The following is a 17,178-nucleotide window of genomic DNA, read 5'->3' on the forward strand; positions in this document are numbered from 1 at the left end:
AGGGATGGGGGGCGGGCGCGCCGGGTCAGCCCTTGACGGCGCCGATGAGCATGCCCTTCTTGAAGTGCTTCTGGACGAAGGGCGAGAGCACGGCGACCGGCACCAGGGCCAGCACCATGACCGCCATCTGCACCGACAGGGTGTGGATCTGCCCGGTGTTGATGACCTGCGACATCCCCGTCGGCCGCTCCCCCTTGAGGACGATCTGGTTGAGCACGACCTGGAGCGGCATCTTGCTCTGGTCGTTGAGGTAGATGGAGGCGTTGAACCAGGCGCTCCAGTAGCCGACCGCGTAGAACAGCGAGATCACCGCCAGCACGGGCCTGGAGAGCGGCATCACGATCTTCCACAGGATGCGGAACTCCCCCGCGCCGTCGATGCGGGCGCTGTCGATCAGCTCCGGCGCGGTGTTCATGAAGAATCCGCGCAGCACCAGGATGTTGAACACGCTCACCGCGCTGGGCAGGATCAGCGACGCGTAGGAGTCGATCAGGCCGAGGGCCTGCACCAGCAGGTAGGTGGGGATCAGTCCGGCGCCGAAGAACATGGTGGCCAGCAGCGTCATCAGCATCGGCCGGTGGCCGAAGGAACCGGGGCGGGAGAGGCCGTAGGCGCACAGCACCGAGACGGTCATGCTGAACACCGTGCCGACGACGGTGACGCAGACGCTGACGGCCGTCGCCCGGGTGACCTGGCCGCCGCTGAGCAGTTCGCGGTACGCCTCGAAGGTGATTCCGTCGGGCACCATCACCAGGCCGCCCGCCTCGCGGATCGTCTCGGCCGACGACAGGCTGGTGACGACCACGATCCACAGCGGGAAGAGGATCGCCAGGCAGGCGGCGGCCAGCACCGCGCCCTTGGCGGCGAGGCCGACGGGGCTGGGCGGTTCCTCCCAGGCCGGGCGCATCCGGGCGCCCGCGCCCTCCTGTTCGCGGTCCTCGGTCAGGACGCTCACTTCTTGTACACCCCCTGCTCGCCCAGCAGATGGGCGGTCTTGTTCGCGGCCAGCACCAGGAGCAGTCCGAAGACGCCCTTGACGATGCCGACGGCCGCGGCGTAGCCGAAGTCGCCGTTCTCCAGGCCGACGTTCCACACGTAGGTGTCCAGGACCTCGGCGGCGCCGGTGCCCACCGCCGGGCGCTGGAGCAGGATCTGCTCGAAGCCGACGGTGAGGGCGTCGCCGACGCGCAGCACCAGCAGCAGCGCGATCACCGGGCGCAGGGCGGGCAGGGTGACGTGCCACATCCGCCGCCACCGGCCCGCGCCGTCCACGGCGGCGGCCTCGTACAGGTCGGGGTTGACCGCGGCCAGGGCGGCGAGGAAGACGATGATGCCCCAGCCGGCGTCCTTCCAGATCGCCTGGAGGGTGATGAGGAACTTGAAGAAGCCGGGGTCGGTCATCAGGTCGAACCCGTCGCCCCAGCCCTGCTCGCGCATGGTCTGGGCGATGAGCCCGGCGCCGCCGAGGATCTGCTGGAAGACGGTGATGACCAGCACCCAGGAGAAGAAGTGCGGCAGGTACAGGACGCCCTGTGCCCAGGCCCGCACCCTCGGGCTGATGATGCTGTTGATCAGCAGGGCCAGCAGGATGGGGACGGGGAAGAAGAACACCAGCTGGATGAGGAAGATCAGCAGGGTGTTCTCGACGGCCGCCCAGAAGTAGGAGTCCTCCCACATCCGCTGGAAGTTCTCCGCACCGATCCAGGGGCTCAGCTCGAAGCTCTCGAAGAACGACTCCCCGATGTAGGGGTCGAACTCCTTGAAGGCGACGGCGTTCCCCAGCAGCGGGACGTAGGCGAAGACCAGCACCAGCAGCAGGGCGGGGAGGGTCATCAGGACCAGGGCGCGGTCGCGGCGCAGCCGGTGCCGCCAGGTGATGCCGCCGGGCGGCGCGGACGCCTTGGCCCCCTTCCGGCCCGTGCGCCGTCCGCGCGGCGGGCCGCCGTCCGGCGGGGTTCCGTCCGCCGTCGGCGAGTCGGCCGGTGCGACCGGTGCGATGTGGGGCGCCGGGGTCATGCCGGTGGGGCCGTCGCCTCCGGCCGGTGCCTCGCCCGGGGCCGTGCTGTGGGACACGGGTCTCTCCTCGTCAGCCTCGTTCCGCCCCGGCCCGGCGCGGGACGCCGCGCCGGGCCGGTTGCCTGGGTGCTCGGGTGGGTCAGGCGGCGGACTCGCCGGCCTCGTCGATCAGCTTCCGGTACCAGTCGCGCAGTTCGTCGCCGCCGGCCTTGCGCCAGTCCTCGACGGCCTGCTGCATGTCGGAGACCTTCTTGCGGCCGCGCACGACGTCGTCCTCCAGGTCCTCGAACTGGTCGCCGAGGTTGGCCCACCGGTTGGGTTCGCGGACCTGCATGCCGTACAGCAGCGGCTTCTTCATGAACGCGCCCATCCGCTGCTGCCAGCCGCACCAGTCCTCCACCACGTGCGGGTGGTCGGGGAAGGCGGCGACGGCCTCGGCGCTGGCGGTGAAGAAGTAGGTGTCCTGGACCTCGGTGACGCCCTGCTCGGTCTTGGTGGGCACGCCGTCCTTGAGCGTGTAGTGGGTGCCCTCGACGCCGTACCGGACCAGGCGGTTCTCCTTCGTGCCGTAGGGGGCGGCGGCGAAGTTGGCGATGGCCAGGCACTCCTCGATCGTCTCCCGGGAGGCCTTCCTGTTGATGAACGCCCAGATGCCGGCCGGGTTGGCGAAGTACAGCTGCGGGTCGCCCCCGTCGTGGCCGAAGATGTCCATGCCCGAGACGCGGAAGCCGGGGTTCTTGCCGCTCTGCTCGAAGGTCCAGCCGTACCACTTGGCGTTGCCGTCGTTGATGATCATCGACTGGCCGGCGGTGAACCGGGTGCCGGCGTCGCCGCGCACGGCCATGGCGTCGGGGTGGACGACCCCGGCGGCGTAGAGCTTGCGGGTCCACTCCAGCGCTTCGAGGTAGTTGTCGGTCTCGATGCGGTGGACCAGCTTCTCGCCCTGCCGCTCCCAGCAGTACGGCTTGTCCGGCAGCACTCCGAAGACGTTGAACGCCGTCCACTTCATGTCCTCGCAGGCCCACACCTTGGCCCTGGGGGCGGTGATCTCCTTGGCGAGGTCCATGAACTCCTGGGCGCTGGCGGGGACTTCCCAGCCCTTGTCCTCGAAGACGTCCTGGCGGTAGTAGGGGATGACGATGTCGACGGCGCCCGACGGGATGGGCAGGCCCTTCAGCTTCCCGCCGAAGATGGACATCTGCCAGGCGGCGGTGGGGATGGCGGCGAGGTTGGGGTACTTCCCGACCTTGTCGCCCGACAGGTGGGGCCCGAGGTCGGCGAAGCGGCTGTCGATGGCGCTGGGGATCTTGCCCTGCATCTCCCAGCTGGGGATCACCACCATGTCGGGGATGCCGCTGGAGGCGAGCACCGCGCCGAGCTTCTCCCCGTAGGTGTTGCCGTCCTGGGTCCGCCAGTCGACGTGCACGCCGATGGCCTCGTCGACGGCCCGGTAGTAGGCGCAGTCCTTCTTCGGCGGGGTGCCCCACAGCGGGCTCATGATGGTGACCCTGCCGCCCTTGCCCATCTTCTCGGGGACCGAGGCCGGCAGCTTCCCGTAGGGCTCCGCCTTGCCGGTGAAGCCGGGGCGGGAGCCGTTCTCGCTGGGGATGTCCGGCTCGACGACGTCCGAGGCCCTGTAGGCCGGGAGGATCTTCTCCGCCTCCTTCTTCGTCGTCGTGCCCTCCTTGCTGCCCTCGCCCCCGGAGGAGCACGCCGACAGCAGCGGCGCACCGCCGGCCACGGCGGCGGCGACGGCCGTGGAGGCGAGGAACGTTCTCCGGCTCGGGCTGTGGGTCTGGGACATGGTGGCAACCCTTCATGGCGGCGCGTCGGCGGGACGAACGGGACGGCTGGCTGCGTCCCGCCGGTCAGGCAGATTGGTCGAAGCGCTTCGATATTGCGCCGAGATTAAGTGTGGGGGTCATACCGCGCAAGGGTCGGGGCGAAGAAACGTCAAAGTGCCTGGACCTCCTCTCGTCCCAGCAAGTTCGCGCCAGAAGGCGGTTGTTGCGGTCCGGTGCCTTGACACTCGCCCCTCCGCCACTTCAGCATCGAAGCGCTTCGAATCGTGAACTGCCGTGGCGTCCTTCGTCGCGCACACCCACCCGGAGGGGACCTGTCCGTGAGTACCGATCAGCCGCCCTTCCGCGACCCGGGGCTCCCGGTCCGCGAACGCGCCGAGGACCTGCTGGGGCGGCTCACGCCCGACGAGCGCGTCGCGATGCTCCACCAGTTCGCCCCCGCGGTGGAGCGGCTGGGCGTGGCGGCCTTCCGCACCGGCCAGGAGGCCCTGCACGGTGTGGCCTGGATGGGGCCGGCGACCGTCTTCCCCCAGGCGGTGGGGCTGGGGGCCACCTGGAACGACGAGCTGGTCCGCCGCGTCGGCGAGGCCGTCGGACGCGAGGTCCGCGCGATGCGGGCGCGCGATCCGCGGGTGGGGCTGAACGTCTGGTCGCCCACGGTCAACCTGCTGCGCCACCCGCTGTGGGGCCGCAACGAGGAGGGCTATGCCGAGGACCCGCACCTGACCGCGGCGATCGCCACCGCCTACACCCGCGGCCTGCGCGGCGACCACCCCACCCGCTGGCGCACCGCCCCGGTGCTCAAGCACTGGCTGGCGCACAACAACGAGACCGACCGCGACACCTCCTCGGCGTCGGTGCCGCCGCGGGTGCTGCACGAGTACGAGCTCCCCGCGTTCCGCGGCCCGGTGGAGGCGGGCTCGGTGGCCGGGGTGATGCCCGCCTACAACCTGGTCAACGGCCGTCCCAACCACCTCTCCCCGCTGCTCGCCGAGCACCTGCGCACCTGGTGCGACCACGACCTGGTGGTGTGCTCGGACGCGGGCGCGCCCAGCAACCTCGCCGGCTCCCAGGCGTACTTCGACACCCACGAGGAGGCCACCGCCGCCGCCCTGCGCGCGGGCGTGGACAGCTTCACCGACCACGGCGAGGACTCCTCGGCCATCACCGCCCGGGTGCGCGGCGCGCTGGAGCACGGCCTGATCAAGCCCGCCGACGTCGACACGGCGGTACGGCGGCTGTTGGCGATGCGCTGCGCCCTGGGCGAGTTCGACCCGGAGCCCGAGGGGGGCGAGGACGCCGCCGACGCCGCGTTCGACACCCCCGGGCACCGGGAACTGGCCCGCGAGGCCGCCGAGCAGGCGATCGTGCTGCTGAAGAACGACGGACTGCTGCCGCTGCCGGAGGGCGCGCAGGTGGCGGTCGTCGGCCTGCTGGCCGACGAGTGCAAGCTCGACTGGTACAGCGGCGCCCTCCTGCGCCGCTCCACCCCGCTGGACGGCCTGCGCGAGCGGTTCGGCGCCGGCCGCGTGACGTACGCCGAGGGCGCCGACCGGGTGCGGCTGCGCTGCTCCGGCGGTCTGCTGACCGTGCCCGAGGCCGGTCCCGGGGAGGCCGGCGACCCGGCGGCGGCCGGAGCCCTGGACCCGGCCCTGCTGCGGGGCCGCACCGACCTGCCGCCGCTGGTGGCCTCCGCCGCCCCCGGCGAGGCGGGCGAGTTCGCCCTGGTGGACTGGGGCGGCGGGGTGCTGACCCTCCGCGCGGCGTGCGGACGCTACCTGTCGGTGGCCGACGACGGCTTCGTACGGGCCTCGGCCGAGCAGCCGGGCGGCTGGGTGGTGCAGGAGACCTTCGAACTCCGACCGCACGGCGGGGGACACCTCCTGAGGCACCGGGGGACGGACCGCTACCTGAAGGTGGCCGCGGACGGCGTCAAGGTTGCCGGGGACGGCGAAGAAGGCACGGTGTTCACCGTGGAGACCGTCGAACGCGGCGAGGACGCGGTGGCCGCCGCCGCCGCGGACGCCGACGTGGTGGTCGTCGTCGCGGGCAACGACCCGCACATCAACGGGCGGGAGACCGAGGACCGCACCACCCTCGCCCTGCCCCCGCACCAGGACCGGCTCTGGCGCGCGGCCCGCGCCGCCAACCCGCGCACCGCGCTGGTCCTCGCCTCGGCCTACCCGTACGCGGTGGCCGACGCCCACGCCGCCCTGCCCGCCCTGCTGTGGACGGCCCACGGCGGCCAGGCGGCCGGGCAGGCCCTGGCCGCCGTGCTGGCCGGCGACGTCTCGCCCGGCGGACGGCTGCCGCAGACCTGGTACGCCTCCGACGCCGACCTGCCCGGCCTGCTCGACTACGACATCATCGGCGCCCGCACCACGTACCTGTACTTCGACGGCACGCCGCTGTACCCCTTCGGGCACGGGCTGTCGTACACGTCCTTCTCCTACGGCGCCCTGTCGGTCTCCCACGACGGCGAGACGCTGACCGCCCGCTGCACGGTGACCAACACCGGCCGGACCGGGGGCGACGAGGTCGTCCAGCTCTACGTCCGCGCCGAGGACGTCGCCGGCCGCGCCCTCCCCCGCCCGCACCGCGCCCTGGCCGCCCACCGGCGGATCCGCCTGGCGCCCGGCGCCTCGCACGAGGTGGAGTTCGCCGTCCCGCTCGCCGGGGCGCTCGGCTTCTGGGACGTGGCCCACCGCCGCTGGACGGTGGCCCCGGGCGTCTACGGCGTCGACGTCGGCGCCTCCAGCGCCGACATCCGCGCCACGGCGTCCGTCCGCGTCGACGGCGAACCGCCCGCCCCGCGCCCGGTGACGAGCGTCCGGGCCGCCGACTGGGACGAGCAGCGGGGCACCCACCTGGTGGACCTGAGCCGGGAGCGCGGCGACGCGGTCGCCCCGACCGGACCGGAGCCGGGCGAACTGGCCTTCCACGCCTGCGACTTCGGGGACGGTCCGGCCGGCGTCGCCGTGACGGCCGCCCGCGAGGAGCCGGGCGCGGCCGAGGTCGTCCTCCGCCTGGCCGGCGGACGCGTCCTGGCCTCGCTCACCGTTCCCTCCACCGGCGACCGCTACGCCTACACCACCGTGCGGGCCGCCCTGCCCGATCCGCCCACGGGCGTCCACGACCTGCGCGTCACCCTGCACGGCCCCCTGAGACTGGCCCGTCTGGGCTTCGGCGGCGGCCCGACCGCCGAGGCGACCTGACGCCGGACGGGCCGCGCCGCGGTCCGGCCCGTGCTCCTTCGGGGGCCGGACCGCGGCGGTTCCGCGCACTCCCCGCCGTCACGGCGCCGCACGGACGCCGCGGGGCCCCGGACCGCCCTCAGCGCGTTCCCTCGGACAGGTGGAGGACCTCGTAGCGGGCGCCTTGGGACGCGCCCCGCTCCTCCCGCCTCCCCTCCAGCAGGACGAGGCGGGCCAGCTCCCAGCGGTGCGGGTCGAGTCCGAGCACGACGGAGTGCGTCCCGGGCTCGCGGGCGGCCTCGCGCGTCTCCTCCAGCGCCCGCTCGACGCGCTCGGCGGCGTCCTCGTCCTCCCCGATCGCGTACGTCAGTCGTTCGGCGGCGCGCGGAGCGGCGCCCTGCGCGGGGCCGGGCTCCAGGGCGAGGCCGTGCCAGTTCCGTACGGCCGGGCGTCCGAAGTCGGCGCTGAGCCCGCGGAAGCCGGAGCCGCGCAGGAAGCCGGTCAGCGCACCGGGGTCGTGCCAGAGGTAGAAGGGGGCGTACTGGTTGACGGGGGATCCCGCCGTGCCGCGCTCACGGATCAGATAGGCCTTGAAGGCGAGCCCGGGGTGGCCGTCGAGGGCGCGGCCCCGGGTGGCGACGCGCTCGCGGACGATGTCCATGTCGTAGTCCGCGGGCAGGGTGATCTCGTACTGCATGGCGTGCACGGGTGCCTCCTCAGGGGGCGGTGTGGGCGTCGAGCAGGGCGATCAGTCCCTCGACGGCCTGCCGGAAGGGCTCGGGGGACGCGGCGGAGCGGGCGAGGACGTACCCGCCCTGGACGACCGCGACGATCGCCGCCGCGGTGGCGGCCGGATCGAGCGGCGCGGTGAACTCCCCGCGCCGGCGGCCCTCTTCGAGTACGGCGGCGATCCGTCCGCGCAGCCAGCCGAAGGTCTCCTCCAGGGGGCGGCGCAGCTCGGGGTCGGCGACGACGTCCGGGTCCTGGGCCAGCCCGCCGATGCGGCAGCCGCGCAGGACGGAGCGCTCCCGCCGCAGGTACGCCCGGACGCGGCCGGCCGCGCTCCCCTCCCCTCCCAGGTCGGCCTCGGCGGCGGCGCGCAGCTGCTCGGCGCTGCGGCGGACGGCGGCCAGCGCCAGGGCGGGCTTGCCCTCGAAGTGGTGGTACATGCTGCCCTGGCCGACGCCCGAGCGCTGCTGGATGGCCCGGGGGCTGGTGCTCACGTACCCGCGCTCCCAGAGCAGTTCCTGCGTGGCCTCGATCAGTCTCTCCGCGGTGCTCACACCAGGACTGTACCTACTGGTATGTACAGATCGTCAAGACGGAAGCGGCCGGGACGGGCGGTGTGCGCGTCCCGGCCGGCGCGGAACGCGGATCCCGCTACAGCTCCAGGCCGGTGAGGACCATGACCCGCTCGTAGGTGTAGTCCTCCATCGCGTACAGCACGCCCTCGCGCCCGACGCCGGACTCCTTGGCGCCGCCGTAGGGCATCTGGTCCGCGCGGTAGGAGGGCACGTCGCCGATGATCACACCGCCGACCTCCAGGGCGCGGTGGGCACGGAAGGCCGCCTGCACGTCATGGGTGAACACACCCGCCTGAAGGCCGTACCGGGACTCGTTGACCGCGGCGAAGGCGGCTTCCTCGCCGTCGGCGGAGGCGACGGTCAGCACGGGGCCGAAGACCTCCTCGCAGGCGATCGTGGCGTCGGCGGGGACGTCGGCGAGCACGGTGGGGGCGTAGGAGGCGCCGTCGCGCTTGCCGCCGGTCAGCAGCCTCGCCCCGGCGGCGACCGCCTCGTCCACCCAGGACTCCACGCGCTTGGCGGCGTCCTCGCTGATCAGCGGGCCGACGTCGGTGGCGTCGTCCGACGGGTCGCCGGTGACCTGCGCCTCGACCGCGGCGACGATCCTGGGCACCAGGCGGTCGTACACCGAGGCGTCGGCGATGACGCGCTGGACGGAGATGCAGGACTGGCCGCCCTGGTAGTTGGAGAAGGTCGCGATGCGCTGCGCGGCCCGGTCCAGGTCGGCCTCCGAGGACCAGTCGGCCAGCACCACGGCCGCGGCGTTGCCGCCCAGCTCCAGGGTGACCCGTTTGCGGGGCACGGAGTCCAGGATGGACCAGCCGACGGGGCCCGAACCGGTGAAGGAGACCACCGGCAGCCGCTCGTCCCGCACCAGGGAGGGCATGCGGTCGTTGGGCACGGGCAGCACCGACCAGGAGCCGGCGGGCAGGTCCGTCTCGGCCAGCAGCTCGCCCAGCAGCAGCGAGGACAGCGGGGTCGCCGGGGCGGGCTTGAGGATGATCGGCGCGCCGACCGCGATGGCCGGGGCCACCTTGTGGGCGCTCAGGTTGAGGGGGAAGTTGAACGGCGCGATGCCCAGCACCGGGCCGCGCGGGAAACGGCGGATCAGGGCGAGGCGGCCGGTGCCGCCCGCGTCGGTGTCCAGCCGCTGGGCGGTGCCGCCGTTGAAGCGGCGGGCCTCCTCGGCGGCCCAGCGGAAGACCGACACGGCCCGGGCGACCTCGCCGCGGGCCCACTTGACGGGCTTGCCGTTCTCGGCGGAGATCAGCCGTGCGACCTCCTCGGCGCGCTCGGTGAGACGCCGTACGACGTGGTCCAGGGCTGCGACACGCACGTGCGCGGGGGTGGCCGCGAACTCGGCGGCCGACTCGGCCGCGGCGGCCACGGCCTGCTCGACCTGGGCCTCGGTGGGGACGCCGACGGTGCCGACGGTCCGGCCGTCCCAGGGCGAGGTGACCTCGAAGGTCTCGTCGCCGGTCGCCTCGCGGCCGGCGAGCCAGAACGCGTGCGTGGGTGTCGCTGTGGTCACTGCGTATCCCGGCCCTTCCCAGGTGGTGTGCGGTGAACGGTGGTCGGCCCGGCCACGGTGCGGCGGGCCCCGGTCCCACCGTAGGGGCCGCGCCCGCGAGGGATCCTTGTCCGGCGCGTCGCAGTCCGGCCTCCTCTTGCACCGCTTTGGCGGAACGGTGCGGTTGCCCCCCGCTTTGTTTGCCGCGAGCATGACACCGCACGCACCACCCCCACCCGTCGGACTGGACACCCCAGGAGACGCGATGCGCAGACACCCCCACCGGCGGCGGTTCACCACCGCGGCCCTGTTCCTCGGCCTCGCACTGGCCGTACCGCTCGGGGCGCAGGCCACCGCCGCCCCCGGCGACGACGACCGGCGGACCGCCGCCGGGGAGCGGCAGTACGAGATCACCGGGGTCGCCGACCCCGGCCGGCGCACGGCCATCGCCCGCACCGGCGCGGCGATCGACGCGGTCCGCGAGCACTCGGTGGTGGTCACCGCCGACGCCGCGCAGGCCGAGAAGCTGCGGAAGGCGGGCCACCGCCTCACCCCGCTCCCCGCACCGCCGGACCGGACGGCGGCAAAGGGAGAGGCGAACACCCTCGACTTCCCCTCCGCCGACTCCGGCTACCACAACTACGCCGAGATGACCGCGGCGATCGACGGGTACGCCCGGAAGTACCCGGACATCATCACCAAGAAGGTCATCGGCAAGTCCCACCAGGGCCGCGACATCGTCGCCGTCAAGATCAGCGACAACGCCGCCGCCGACGAGAACGAACCGGAGGTGCTGTTCACCCACCACCAGCACGCCCGCGAGCACCTCACCGTCGAGATGGCGCTCTACGTGATCCGCGAGTTCGGCGAACGGTACGGCTCGGACTCCCGCATCACCCGGATGGTGAACCAGCGCGAGCTGTGGATCATCCCCGACCTGAACCCCGACGGCGGCGAGTACGACATCGCCGCCGGCAGCTACCGGAGCTGGCGCAAGAACCGCCAGCCCACCCCCGGCTCCTCCTACGTCGGCACCGACCTCAACCGCAACTGGCCCTACAAGTGGGGCTGCTGCGGAGGCTCCTCCTCCAGCCCCTCCAGCGCCACCTACCGCGGCCCGTCCGCCGGCTCCGGCACCGAGGTGAAGGTCGTCGCCGGCTTCGTCAACAGCCGGGTCGTCGGCGGCAAGCAGCAGATCAGGGCGCACATCGACTTCCACACCTACAGCGAGCTGGTGCTGTGGCCCTACGGCTACACCTACGACGACACCGCCGAGGGCCTCACCCGGGACGACCGCGACGCCTTCGCCGCCGTCGGCCGGGCGATGGCCGCCAGCAACGGCTACACCCCCCAGCAGTCCAGCGACCTGTACATCACGGACGGCTCCGTCAACGACTGGATGTGGGGCGTGCACCGCGTCTTCAGCTACACGTTCGAGATGTACCCCGGGCCGAACGGACGTGAGGGCTTCTACCCGCCCGACGAGGTGATCGAGCGGGAGACCAGCCGCAACGAGGACGCCGTCCTCCTGCTGCTGGAGAACGCCGACTGCATGTACCGCTCGATCGGCAAGGCGGCGCAGTACTGCGCCTCCTGACCCGGCTCCCCGCTCCCGTCCCTCCGGACCTCAGCGGTCCTCCCGGGACGGGGGCGGCACCGCCGCCGTCGCCTTGAGCGCCAGCCACAGCTCCATCCGCACGTCCGGATCGTCCAGCGACCGGCCGAGGATCTCCTCCACCCGCCGCATCCGGTAGCGGAGGGTGTGCCGGTGGACGCCGAGGTCGTCGGCGGCCGCGTCCCACTGCCCGTGCCGCGACAGCCAGGCGTGCAGCGAGGCGACCAGATCGCCGCGGCCGTGCGCGTCGTGCTCGTGCAGCGCCCGCAGCAGACCGTCCGCGAAGGCCCGTACGGCGTCGTCGGCGAGCAGCGGAAGCACCGACCCGGAGGCCACGTCCTCGTGCTCGACGAGCACCCGGCCCCGGCGGCGGGCCACGGAGAGCGCCTGCTGGGCCTGTCTGAAGGCGGCGGCCGCGGCGGAGAGCCCGGCGGGCGCCGAGACACCGACGACCGCGCCGTACTCCGGGCCGCCCTTGCCGGCCGTCCCGGCCCCGGCGGCGAACTCCGCGCAGGCGGCCGCCGCCGCCCCGCCGTCGGCCACCAGCCCCGTCAGCCGGTCGCCCTGCGGCACCAGCAGGACGGGCTCCCCCGCCCGGGCGGCGGCCGCCTCCAGCCGGTCGGCGAGCGCCTCCACCCCCGCGGGCAGACCGCCCGCCTCCTCCCGCTCCCCGGCGGTCCCGGCCTCCAGCCCGCCCGCGCGGCCCTTCGGGCCCTTGGAGGAGCGCCGCCGCCCGGCGGCGGAGGCGCCCTCCGCCACGACCACCCGCAGCGGAGCGTCCAGCAACCCCCCGTAGAGCGAGCCGGCGACCGCCCTGGCGTGGTCGGCCTCCCCGGCCATCAGCATCCGCAGCACCGCCGCGCCCAGCCGCTGCTCGGCCTCCTGCAGGGCACGGGACCGCTCGGTGGTCAAAGTCAGCAGGGCCACGGCGGAGTTGACCGCGTACCGCTCGGCGGTGCCCAGCGGCGCGCCCGTGCCGACCGCGAGCACCGCCCGGGGCCGCCGCCCGGACCCGATCGACTGCAACTCCACCCGGTCGTCCACACCGTCGCCGCCGGACTCGCTCACCACGGCGCTCGCGGGCGCGGGCCGGTCGCACAGCCGCTCCACCTCGCCGGTCATCCGAGCGGCGCGGCGGGACGCCCAGCCGGGGGCGGCCGCGACCAGCGCGCCCGAGACGTCGTAGAGCGCGGCCCAGCCGTCGACCTGGGCGGCCAGCCTCGCCAGCAGGGCGGCCGGGCCCTCCGCGGACAGCGCGGCACGGGTCAGCTCGCGCTGCGCCTCGAAGCCCTCGGTGACCGCCTGGTACTGGTCGGCCGCCACGGCCGCCGAGACCGCCTTGCTGATGGCCAGGAAAGGAGTGCGCCGGGGCACCTCCAGCAGCGGGAAGTCGGCCTCCCGCGCGGCCGTGACCAGCGTCCGCGGCACCTTCTCGTGGCTGACCCCGGCCGCGAAGCCCAGCCCGACCACGCCGGCGGAGTCCAGCCGCCCGACGTAGCGGCGCATCGCGTCCTGGTCCTCCACGTCCAGCTTCATCGCCGTGATCAGCAGCAGCTCCCCGCCCTCCAGATACGGCACGGGATCGACCAGCTCGCTCACGTGCGCCCAGCGCACGGGGGTGTCCAGCCGGCTCTCGCCGGCGAGGACGGTGAGTCTGAGGGCGGAGCGCTGGACCAGCGAGGCGAGGGTGAGAGGCATGGCCGATCTGGTGCCCTTTCCGGCGGACCGCCGCCTTCCGCTGCGGCACCCGGCAGGCGGGATGGGGCGTGACGGCTTCTCGGACGTGACTTCATGGACGAACAGCAGTGAGGACAGGGCCGGACCATGCCCAACCGTACAGCCGCCCGCACCCCCACGCGCCCCCCTCGCGCTCCGCGGCCCCCTCTCCCCCGCCTCTCCCCCGCCGCCCTCCGGCTCCCGCCCCGGTCACTCCCCGAGCCTGGCCAGGACCGGCGGACTCGCCTCACCGCGGACGGTGGTGAGCGACACCACCGCATGGCCCGGCGGCACCTTGTGCGCCAGGTCCGAGGCGGACCACCGCTCGCGCTGCACCGTGCGCACCGTGACCGACTTCGTCGTCGCCCGCACCCCCGTGAACAGGGCGCGGACGCCCCGCACAGCGCGCTTGAGCAGCCCTCCGGAGAAGTCGGGATTGTGGGTGACGTCCTCGGTCTTCACCCACTCCCGGCCCCACGCCTGCGCGAACACCTCGCCGTCCCAGGTGCTCACACCGGAGAGCACCACCCGGCAGCCGACCGCCCCGACCGCCGCCGCCCGCAGCGGCTCGGGCACCTCGTCCAGACTGCGCAGCGCCAGCACCACACCCGCGTTCGCCGTCCGCAGCCGCTGGACAGCGCGCACCGAGGAGGGCGTGAGGGTGTGCGCGGCGTCGTCGAGCACCAGGCAGGCGAAGAGCGAACGCTCGTCGCGGGTCCGGGCACAGGCGGTGAACTGGGCCAGCAGCAGCCGGGCCAGCAGGTGGGACGCCTCCGCGTGCCCGCGCTCGGGCAGGTCGATCCGCACTCTCAGCGGATGCTCCAGATCCCGCATGGCGAAGGGGCGGGTGGTACCGCTGGTGTCGAAGAAACCGGCGAACGCCGGCCGGTCCAGCAGCGCGATCCGGTCGGCGAGCAGCGGCCCCGGGTCACCCGGCCGCCCGGACTGCCGCTCCCGCGCGTCCAGTTCGCGCAGGGCGGCCCCGTCCCCGGCGGCCTCGCACGCCTGGCGCAGCGAGGCGAGCGCCACCGGTACCCCGTCCAGCAGTTCGCGCAGTTCGGGCACGGAGGGGAAACGTCCGTGCGCGGCCCGGTAGGGACCGATCAACTGGGCGAGCGCGGTGGCGGCACGGCGGGTGTCGGCCTCGCTCCCCTGGACGCCCGGACCGCCCGGCGCGTCGCCGACCAGCGCCTCGGCCAGGACGGCGGCGGCCTCGTCCGGGTCCTCTGTGCCGCCGTAGAGGTCCAGGTCGTGGGAGGAATCGGGACTGCCGAGCCGGACCACCACGTCGTAGGCGCCGTCCGGGCCCAGCCCGGCCCCCGCCGCGCCCACGGCGACCACCGCGGCCCGCCCGGCGAGCGCCTGGAGGGCGAGGGACTCCACCACGGGCCGCACCACACGGCTGGTCTTCCCCGCGGCCGAGGGCCCCACCACCAGCATCGAGGTGCTCAGCAGCGCGGGCTCCAGCGCGAGGGAGACACCCCGGTAGGCGTACGGGTTGCGGTCCTCGTCGGGCGCGGCCCCCAGCCGCACCTGCCCGGTCAGCAGATCGTGCCGCGCCGCCCGGACGGGCAGGTCCCGGTCGCCGGAAGGATGGACGAAGGCGGCGGCGCCCTGTCCCAGCACGGCCTCGGCGAAGGCCGGCAGGTGGGCCGGCTGCGCCCGCACCGACTGCCAGGCGCGATCGATGCGGACGTAGTCCACGTCGTTCATCCGCCCGGCGTGGACCTCGGCGGCCAAACGGTCCGCGGCGGCGTGCTCACCGACGGCCCTCAGCCGGGGCCACAGAGCCGGATCGCCGGGGCCGCCCTCGGGCACGGCCACCGGGGCGTCGGTCCCGGCGGGCCCACCGGCCCGGCCGGACAGCCGCGGGCGTACGTAGCGGCGCCATACCTCGCCGCCACGGGCAATTTTCACAACGACCAGGAAGTAAATGATGGTGAATGCGTACTCGTAAATTTGCGCGGCACGGGTCCAAGCGGCGTGGTCCCCTCCAGGTTCACGCCAGGAGTCGGGTGTGGTCCACAGCAACGGCCACAGCCACACCTTGATGTAGCCGTTCCAACACAGCGACCACACCAGCAGTCCGCACAGCAGCGCCAGCGCCGCGCCCCCCAGCAGCTGCCGGTCGTCCAGCCGGTCGGGGTCCTCCGGCGGCCTCGGCCGGTGCCCGTACCGCCAGATGCCCGGTCCGGCCTCGGGCCGCGGAGTGCGCAGCCACTCGTCCAGGGGCGGCCCGGCGGCGGGTGCCTGCCGCGGCATCGGGGGCACCGGCGGGACCGGCGGCATCGCCGGTACGGCCTCCGCTCCTCCCCGCGCCCCCCGCGAGTCCCGTGCGTCCCCTGCTCCGTACGCCCCGTCGCCGACCATCCGCAGCTCTGCTCCTCGTCCGGCACGTCCTCGCCCGTCCACCGTCCCAATCTAGTCTCCGGGCCGGGCAGTTGACCGCCGTGCGGAGCCGGTCATGTCCACAGCGGCCAACACGACACGGTCACTTCTCCTCGGCGGTGCATGCCAGTGCCGTTTCCCTCCCCCTAGCCTGCGGAGGAGCAGCACCCCTTCATACCGAGGAGCCCGCCATGACCGAACTGTCCGGAGGCCCCGGCCTCCCCCAGGAGCGCCGCGTCGTCACCGCGATCCCCGGGCCGAAGTCGCAGGAGCTGATGGCTCGCAAGCAGGCGGCCGTGGCGGGGGGTGTCAGCACCACCCTGCCCGTGTTCGCGGCCCGCGCCGGGGGCGGTGTCCTGGAGGACGTCGACGGCAACTCCTTCATCGACCTGGGCTCCGGCATCGCCGTGACCTCGGTCGGCAACAGCGCGGAGGCCGTGGTGCGCCGGGCCTCCGCCCAGCTGGAGCTGTTCACCCACACCTGCGCGATGGTGACCCCGTACGAGCTCTACGTCGAGGTCTGCGAGGAGCTGGCGAAGCTCACCCCCGGCGACCACGCCAAGAAGTCGGCCCTGTTCAACTCGGGTGCCGAGGCCGTCGAGAACGCCGTGAAGATCGCCCGGGCGTACACCGGGCGGCAGGCCGTCGTCGTCTTCGACCACGCCTACCACGGCCGCACCAACCTCACCATGGCGCTGACGGCGAAGAACATGCCCTACAAGAACGGCTTCGGGCCGTTCGCGCCCGAGGTCTACCGGGTGCCGGTGGCCTACCCCTTCCGCTGGCCCACCGGCCCGGAGAACTGCGCGGAGGAGGCCGCCGCGGAGGCGATCGACAGGATCGTCAAGCAGGTCGGGGCCGAGAACGTGGCCGCGATCGTCATCGAGCCGGTCCTGGGCGAGGGCGGCTTCATCGAGCCGGCCAAGGGCTTCCTGCCCGCGATCCGGCAGTTCGCCGCGGACCACGGGATCGTCTTCGTCGCCGACGAGATCCAGTCCGGTTTCTGCCGCACCGGCCAGTGGTTCGCCTGCGAGGACGAGGGCATCGTCCCGGACCTGATCACCACCGCCAAGGGCATCGCCGGCGGCCTGCCGCTGGCGGCCGTCACCGGGCGCGCCGAGATCATGGACGCCGTGCACGGCGGCGGGCTGGGCGGCACCTACGGCGGCAACCCGGTGGCCTGCGCCGCGGCGCTGGGCGCCATCGAGACGATGCGCGAACTGGACCTCAACGCCAGGGCCCGGCGCATCGAGGAGGTCATGAAGGGCCGCCTGACCGCGCTGCAGGAGAAGTTCGGCATCATCGGCGACGTCCGCGGCCGGGGTGCCATGCTCGCCGTCGAGCTGGTCGAGCCGGGCACCAAGAAGCCGAACCCGGGGGCCGCGGCCGCCGTCGCCGGCCACTGCCACCAGGCCGGTGTGCTGGTGCTGACCGCCGGCACCTACGGCAATGTGATCCGCTTCCTCCCGCCCCTGGTCATCGGCGAGGATCTGCTGAACGAGGGCCTGGACGTGCTGGAGGAGGCCTTCGCCGGCCTGGAGTGAGGAGCCGCGTGAAGAATGTGTGGGAGGGCGATGGCCTTGCGGTGACATGCCTGTCCACCGCCCGCCGCCTGTCGTACGGTCTTTCCCGG

At 73.6% G+C, this 17,178-nt stretch carries 11 protein-coding genes; 3 read left to right on the top strand and 8 right to left on the bottom strand.

The window, feature by feature from the left end:
- Positions 1-25: 25 nt before the first annotated feature.
- The 3 genes from ABD358_RS12325 to ABD358_RS12335 all read right to left on the bottom strand — a co-directional run bounded on the left by ABD358_RS12325 (position 26) and on the right by ABD358_RS12335 (position 3,820).
- Positions 26-907, bottom strand: a complete 882-nt coding sequence (locus ABD358_RS12325; RefSeq protein WP_344631094.1) for a carbohydrate ABC transporter permease — start codon at positions 905-907, stop codon at positions 26-28.
- A gap of 44 nt (positions 908-951) precedes the next feature.
- The gene (locus ABD358_RS12330) at positions 952-2,073 is read right to left on the bottom strand and encodes an ABC transporter permease (RefSeq protein ID WP_344630988.1); all 1,122 of its coding nucleotides are present in this window, start codon (positions 2,071-2,073) and stop codon (positions 952-954) included.
- Positions 2,074-2,155: 82 nt separating this feature from the next.
- Positions 2,156-3,820 carry an extracellular solute-binding protein gene (locus ABD358_RS12335; RefSeq protein WP_344630989.1) on the bottom strand — a complete coding sequence of 555 codons (1,665 nt, stop codon included), beginning with the start codon at positions 3,818-3,820 and terminating at the stop codon, positions 2,156-2,158.
- Between the two features lie 318 nt (positions 3,821-4,138).
- Between ABD358_RS12335 and ABD358_RS12340 the strand changes: the two genes are divergently transcribed.
- Positions 4,139-7,033: a glycoside hydrolase family 3 C-terminal domain-containing protein gene (locus ABD358_RS12340; RefSeq protein ID WP_344630990.1), complete on the top strand. Its 2,895-nt coding sequence runs from the start codon at positions 4,139-4,141 to the stop codon at positions 7,031-7,033.
- A 118-nt stretch (positions 7,034-7,151) separates the two neighbouring features.
- Here the strand turns inward: ABD358_RS12340 and ABD358_RS12345 are convergent, their stop codons facing one another.
- The 3 genes from ABD358_RS12345 to ABD358_RS12355 all read right to left on the bottom strand — a co-directional run bounded on the left by ABD358_RS12345 (position 7,152) and on the right by ABD358_RS12355 (position 9,847).
- The gene (locus ABD358_RS12345) at positions 7,152-7,718 is read right to left on the bottom strand and encodes a DUF4865 family protein (protein WP_344630991.1); all 567 of its coding nucleotides are present in this window, start codon (positions 7,716-7,718) and stop codon (positions 7,152-7,154) included.
- 10 nt (positions 7,719-7,728) lie between these two features.
- Entirely contained in the window at positions 7,729-8,295 is a 567-nt protein-coding gene (locus ABD358_RS12350; protein ID WP_344630992.1) for a TetR/AcrR family transcriptional regulator, read from the bottom strand.
- Between the two features lie 97 nt (positions 8,296-8,392).
- Positions 8,393-9,847, bottom strand: coding sequence for an aldehyde dehydrogenase family protein (locus ABD358_RS12355; protein WP_344630993.1), 1,455 nt, complete (start codon positions 9,845-9,847; stop codon positions 8,393-8,395).
- A gap of 244 nt (positions 9,848-10,091) precedes the next feature.
- Here ABD358_RS12355 and ABD358_RS12360 point away from each other — a divergent pair, with 244 nt between their 5' ends.
- Positions 10,092-11,423, top strand: a complete 1,332-nt coding sequence (locus ABD358_RS12360; RefSeq protein WP_344630994.1) for a M14 family metallopeptidase — start codon at positions 10,092-10,094, stop codon at positions 11,421-11,423.
- A gap of 30 nt (positions 11,424-11,453) precedes the next feature.
- On the opposite strand, the gene ABD358_RS12365 is transcribed toward ABD358_RS12360, so the two are convergent.
- Positions 11,454-13,139 carry a PucR family transcriptional regulator gene (locus ABD358_RS12365; protein WP_344630995.1) on the bottom strand — a complete coding sequence of 562 codons (1,686 nt, stop codon included), beginning with the start codon at positions 13,137-13,139 and terminating at the stop codon, positions 11,454-11,456.
- Between the two features lie 228 nt (positions 13,140-13,367).
- A complete protein-coding gene (locus ABD358_RS12370) occupies positions 13,368-15,527 on the bottom strand; it encodes an ATP-binding protein (RefSeq protein WP_425576312.1) in 2,160 nt (719 codons plus the stop codon).
- A 209-nt stretch (positions 15,528-15,736) separates the two neighbouring features.
- Here ABD358_RS12370 and gabT point away from each other — a divergent pair, with 209 nt between their 5' ends.
- Positions 15,737-17,089: a 4-aminobutyrate--2-oxoglutarate transaminase gene (gene gabT / locus ABD358_RS12375; RefSeq protein ID WP_344630997.1), complete on the top strand. Its 1,353-nt coding sequence runs from the start codon at positions 15,737-15,739 to the stop codon at positions 17,087-17,089.
- Positions 17,090-17,178: the final 89 nt, after the last annotated feature.

Origin of the sequence: Streptomyces glaucosporus (assembly GCF_039533345.1) — a bacterium.
Classification (GTDB): domain Bacteria; phylum Actinomycetota; class Actinomycetes; order Streptomycetales; family Streptomycetaceae; genus Streptomyces; species Streptomyces glaucosporus.

What these genes read in the sequence shown, in the direction of transcription:
- ABD358_RS12325 (WP_344631094.1), bottom strand. Translation starts at nt 907, where the DNA reads ATGCGCCCGGCCTGGGAGGAACCGCCCAGCCCCGTCGGCCTCGCCGCC.
- ABD358_RS12335 (WP_344630989.1), bottom strand. Translation starts at nt 3,820, where the DNA reads ATGTCCCAGACCCACAGCCCGAGCCGGAGAACGTTCCTCGCCTCCACG.
- ABD358_RS12360 (WP_344630994.1), top strand. Translation starts at nt 10,092, where the DNA reads ATGCGCAGACACCCCCACCGGCGGCGGTTCACCACCGCGGCCCTGTTC.
- ABD358_RS12365 (WP_344630995.1), bottom strand. Translation starts at nt 13,139, where the DNA reads ATGCCTCTCACCCTCGCCTCGCTGGTCCAGCGCTCCGCCCTCAGACTC.
- ABD358_RS12370 (WP_425576312.1), bottom strand. Translation starts at nt 15,527, where the DNA reads ATGGTCGGCGACGGGGCGTACGGAGCAGGGGACGCACGGGACTCGCGG.
- gabT (WP_344630997.1), top strand. Translation starts at nt 15,737, where the DNA reads ATGACCGAACTGTCCGGAGGCCCCGGCCTCCCCCAGGAGCGCCGCGTC.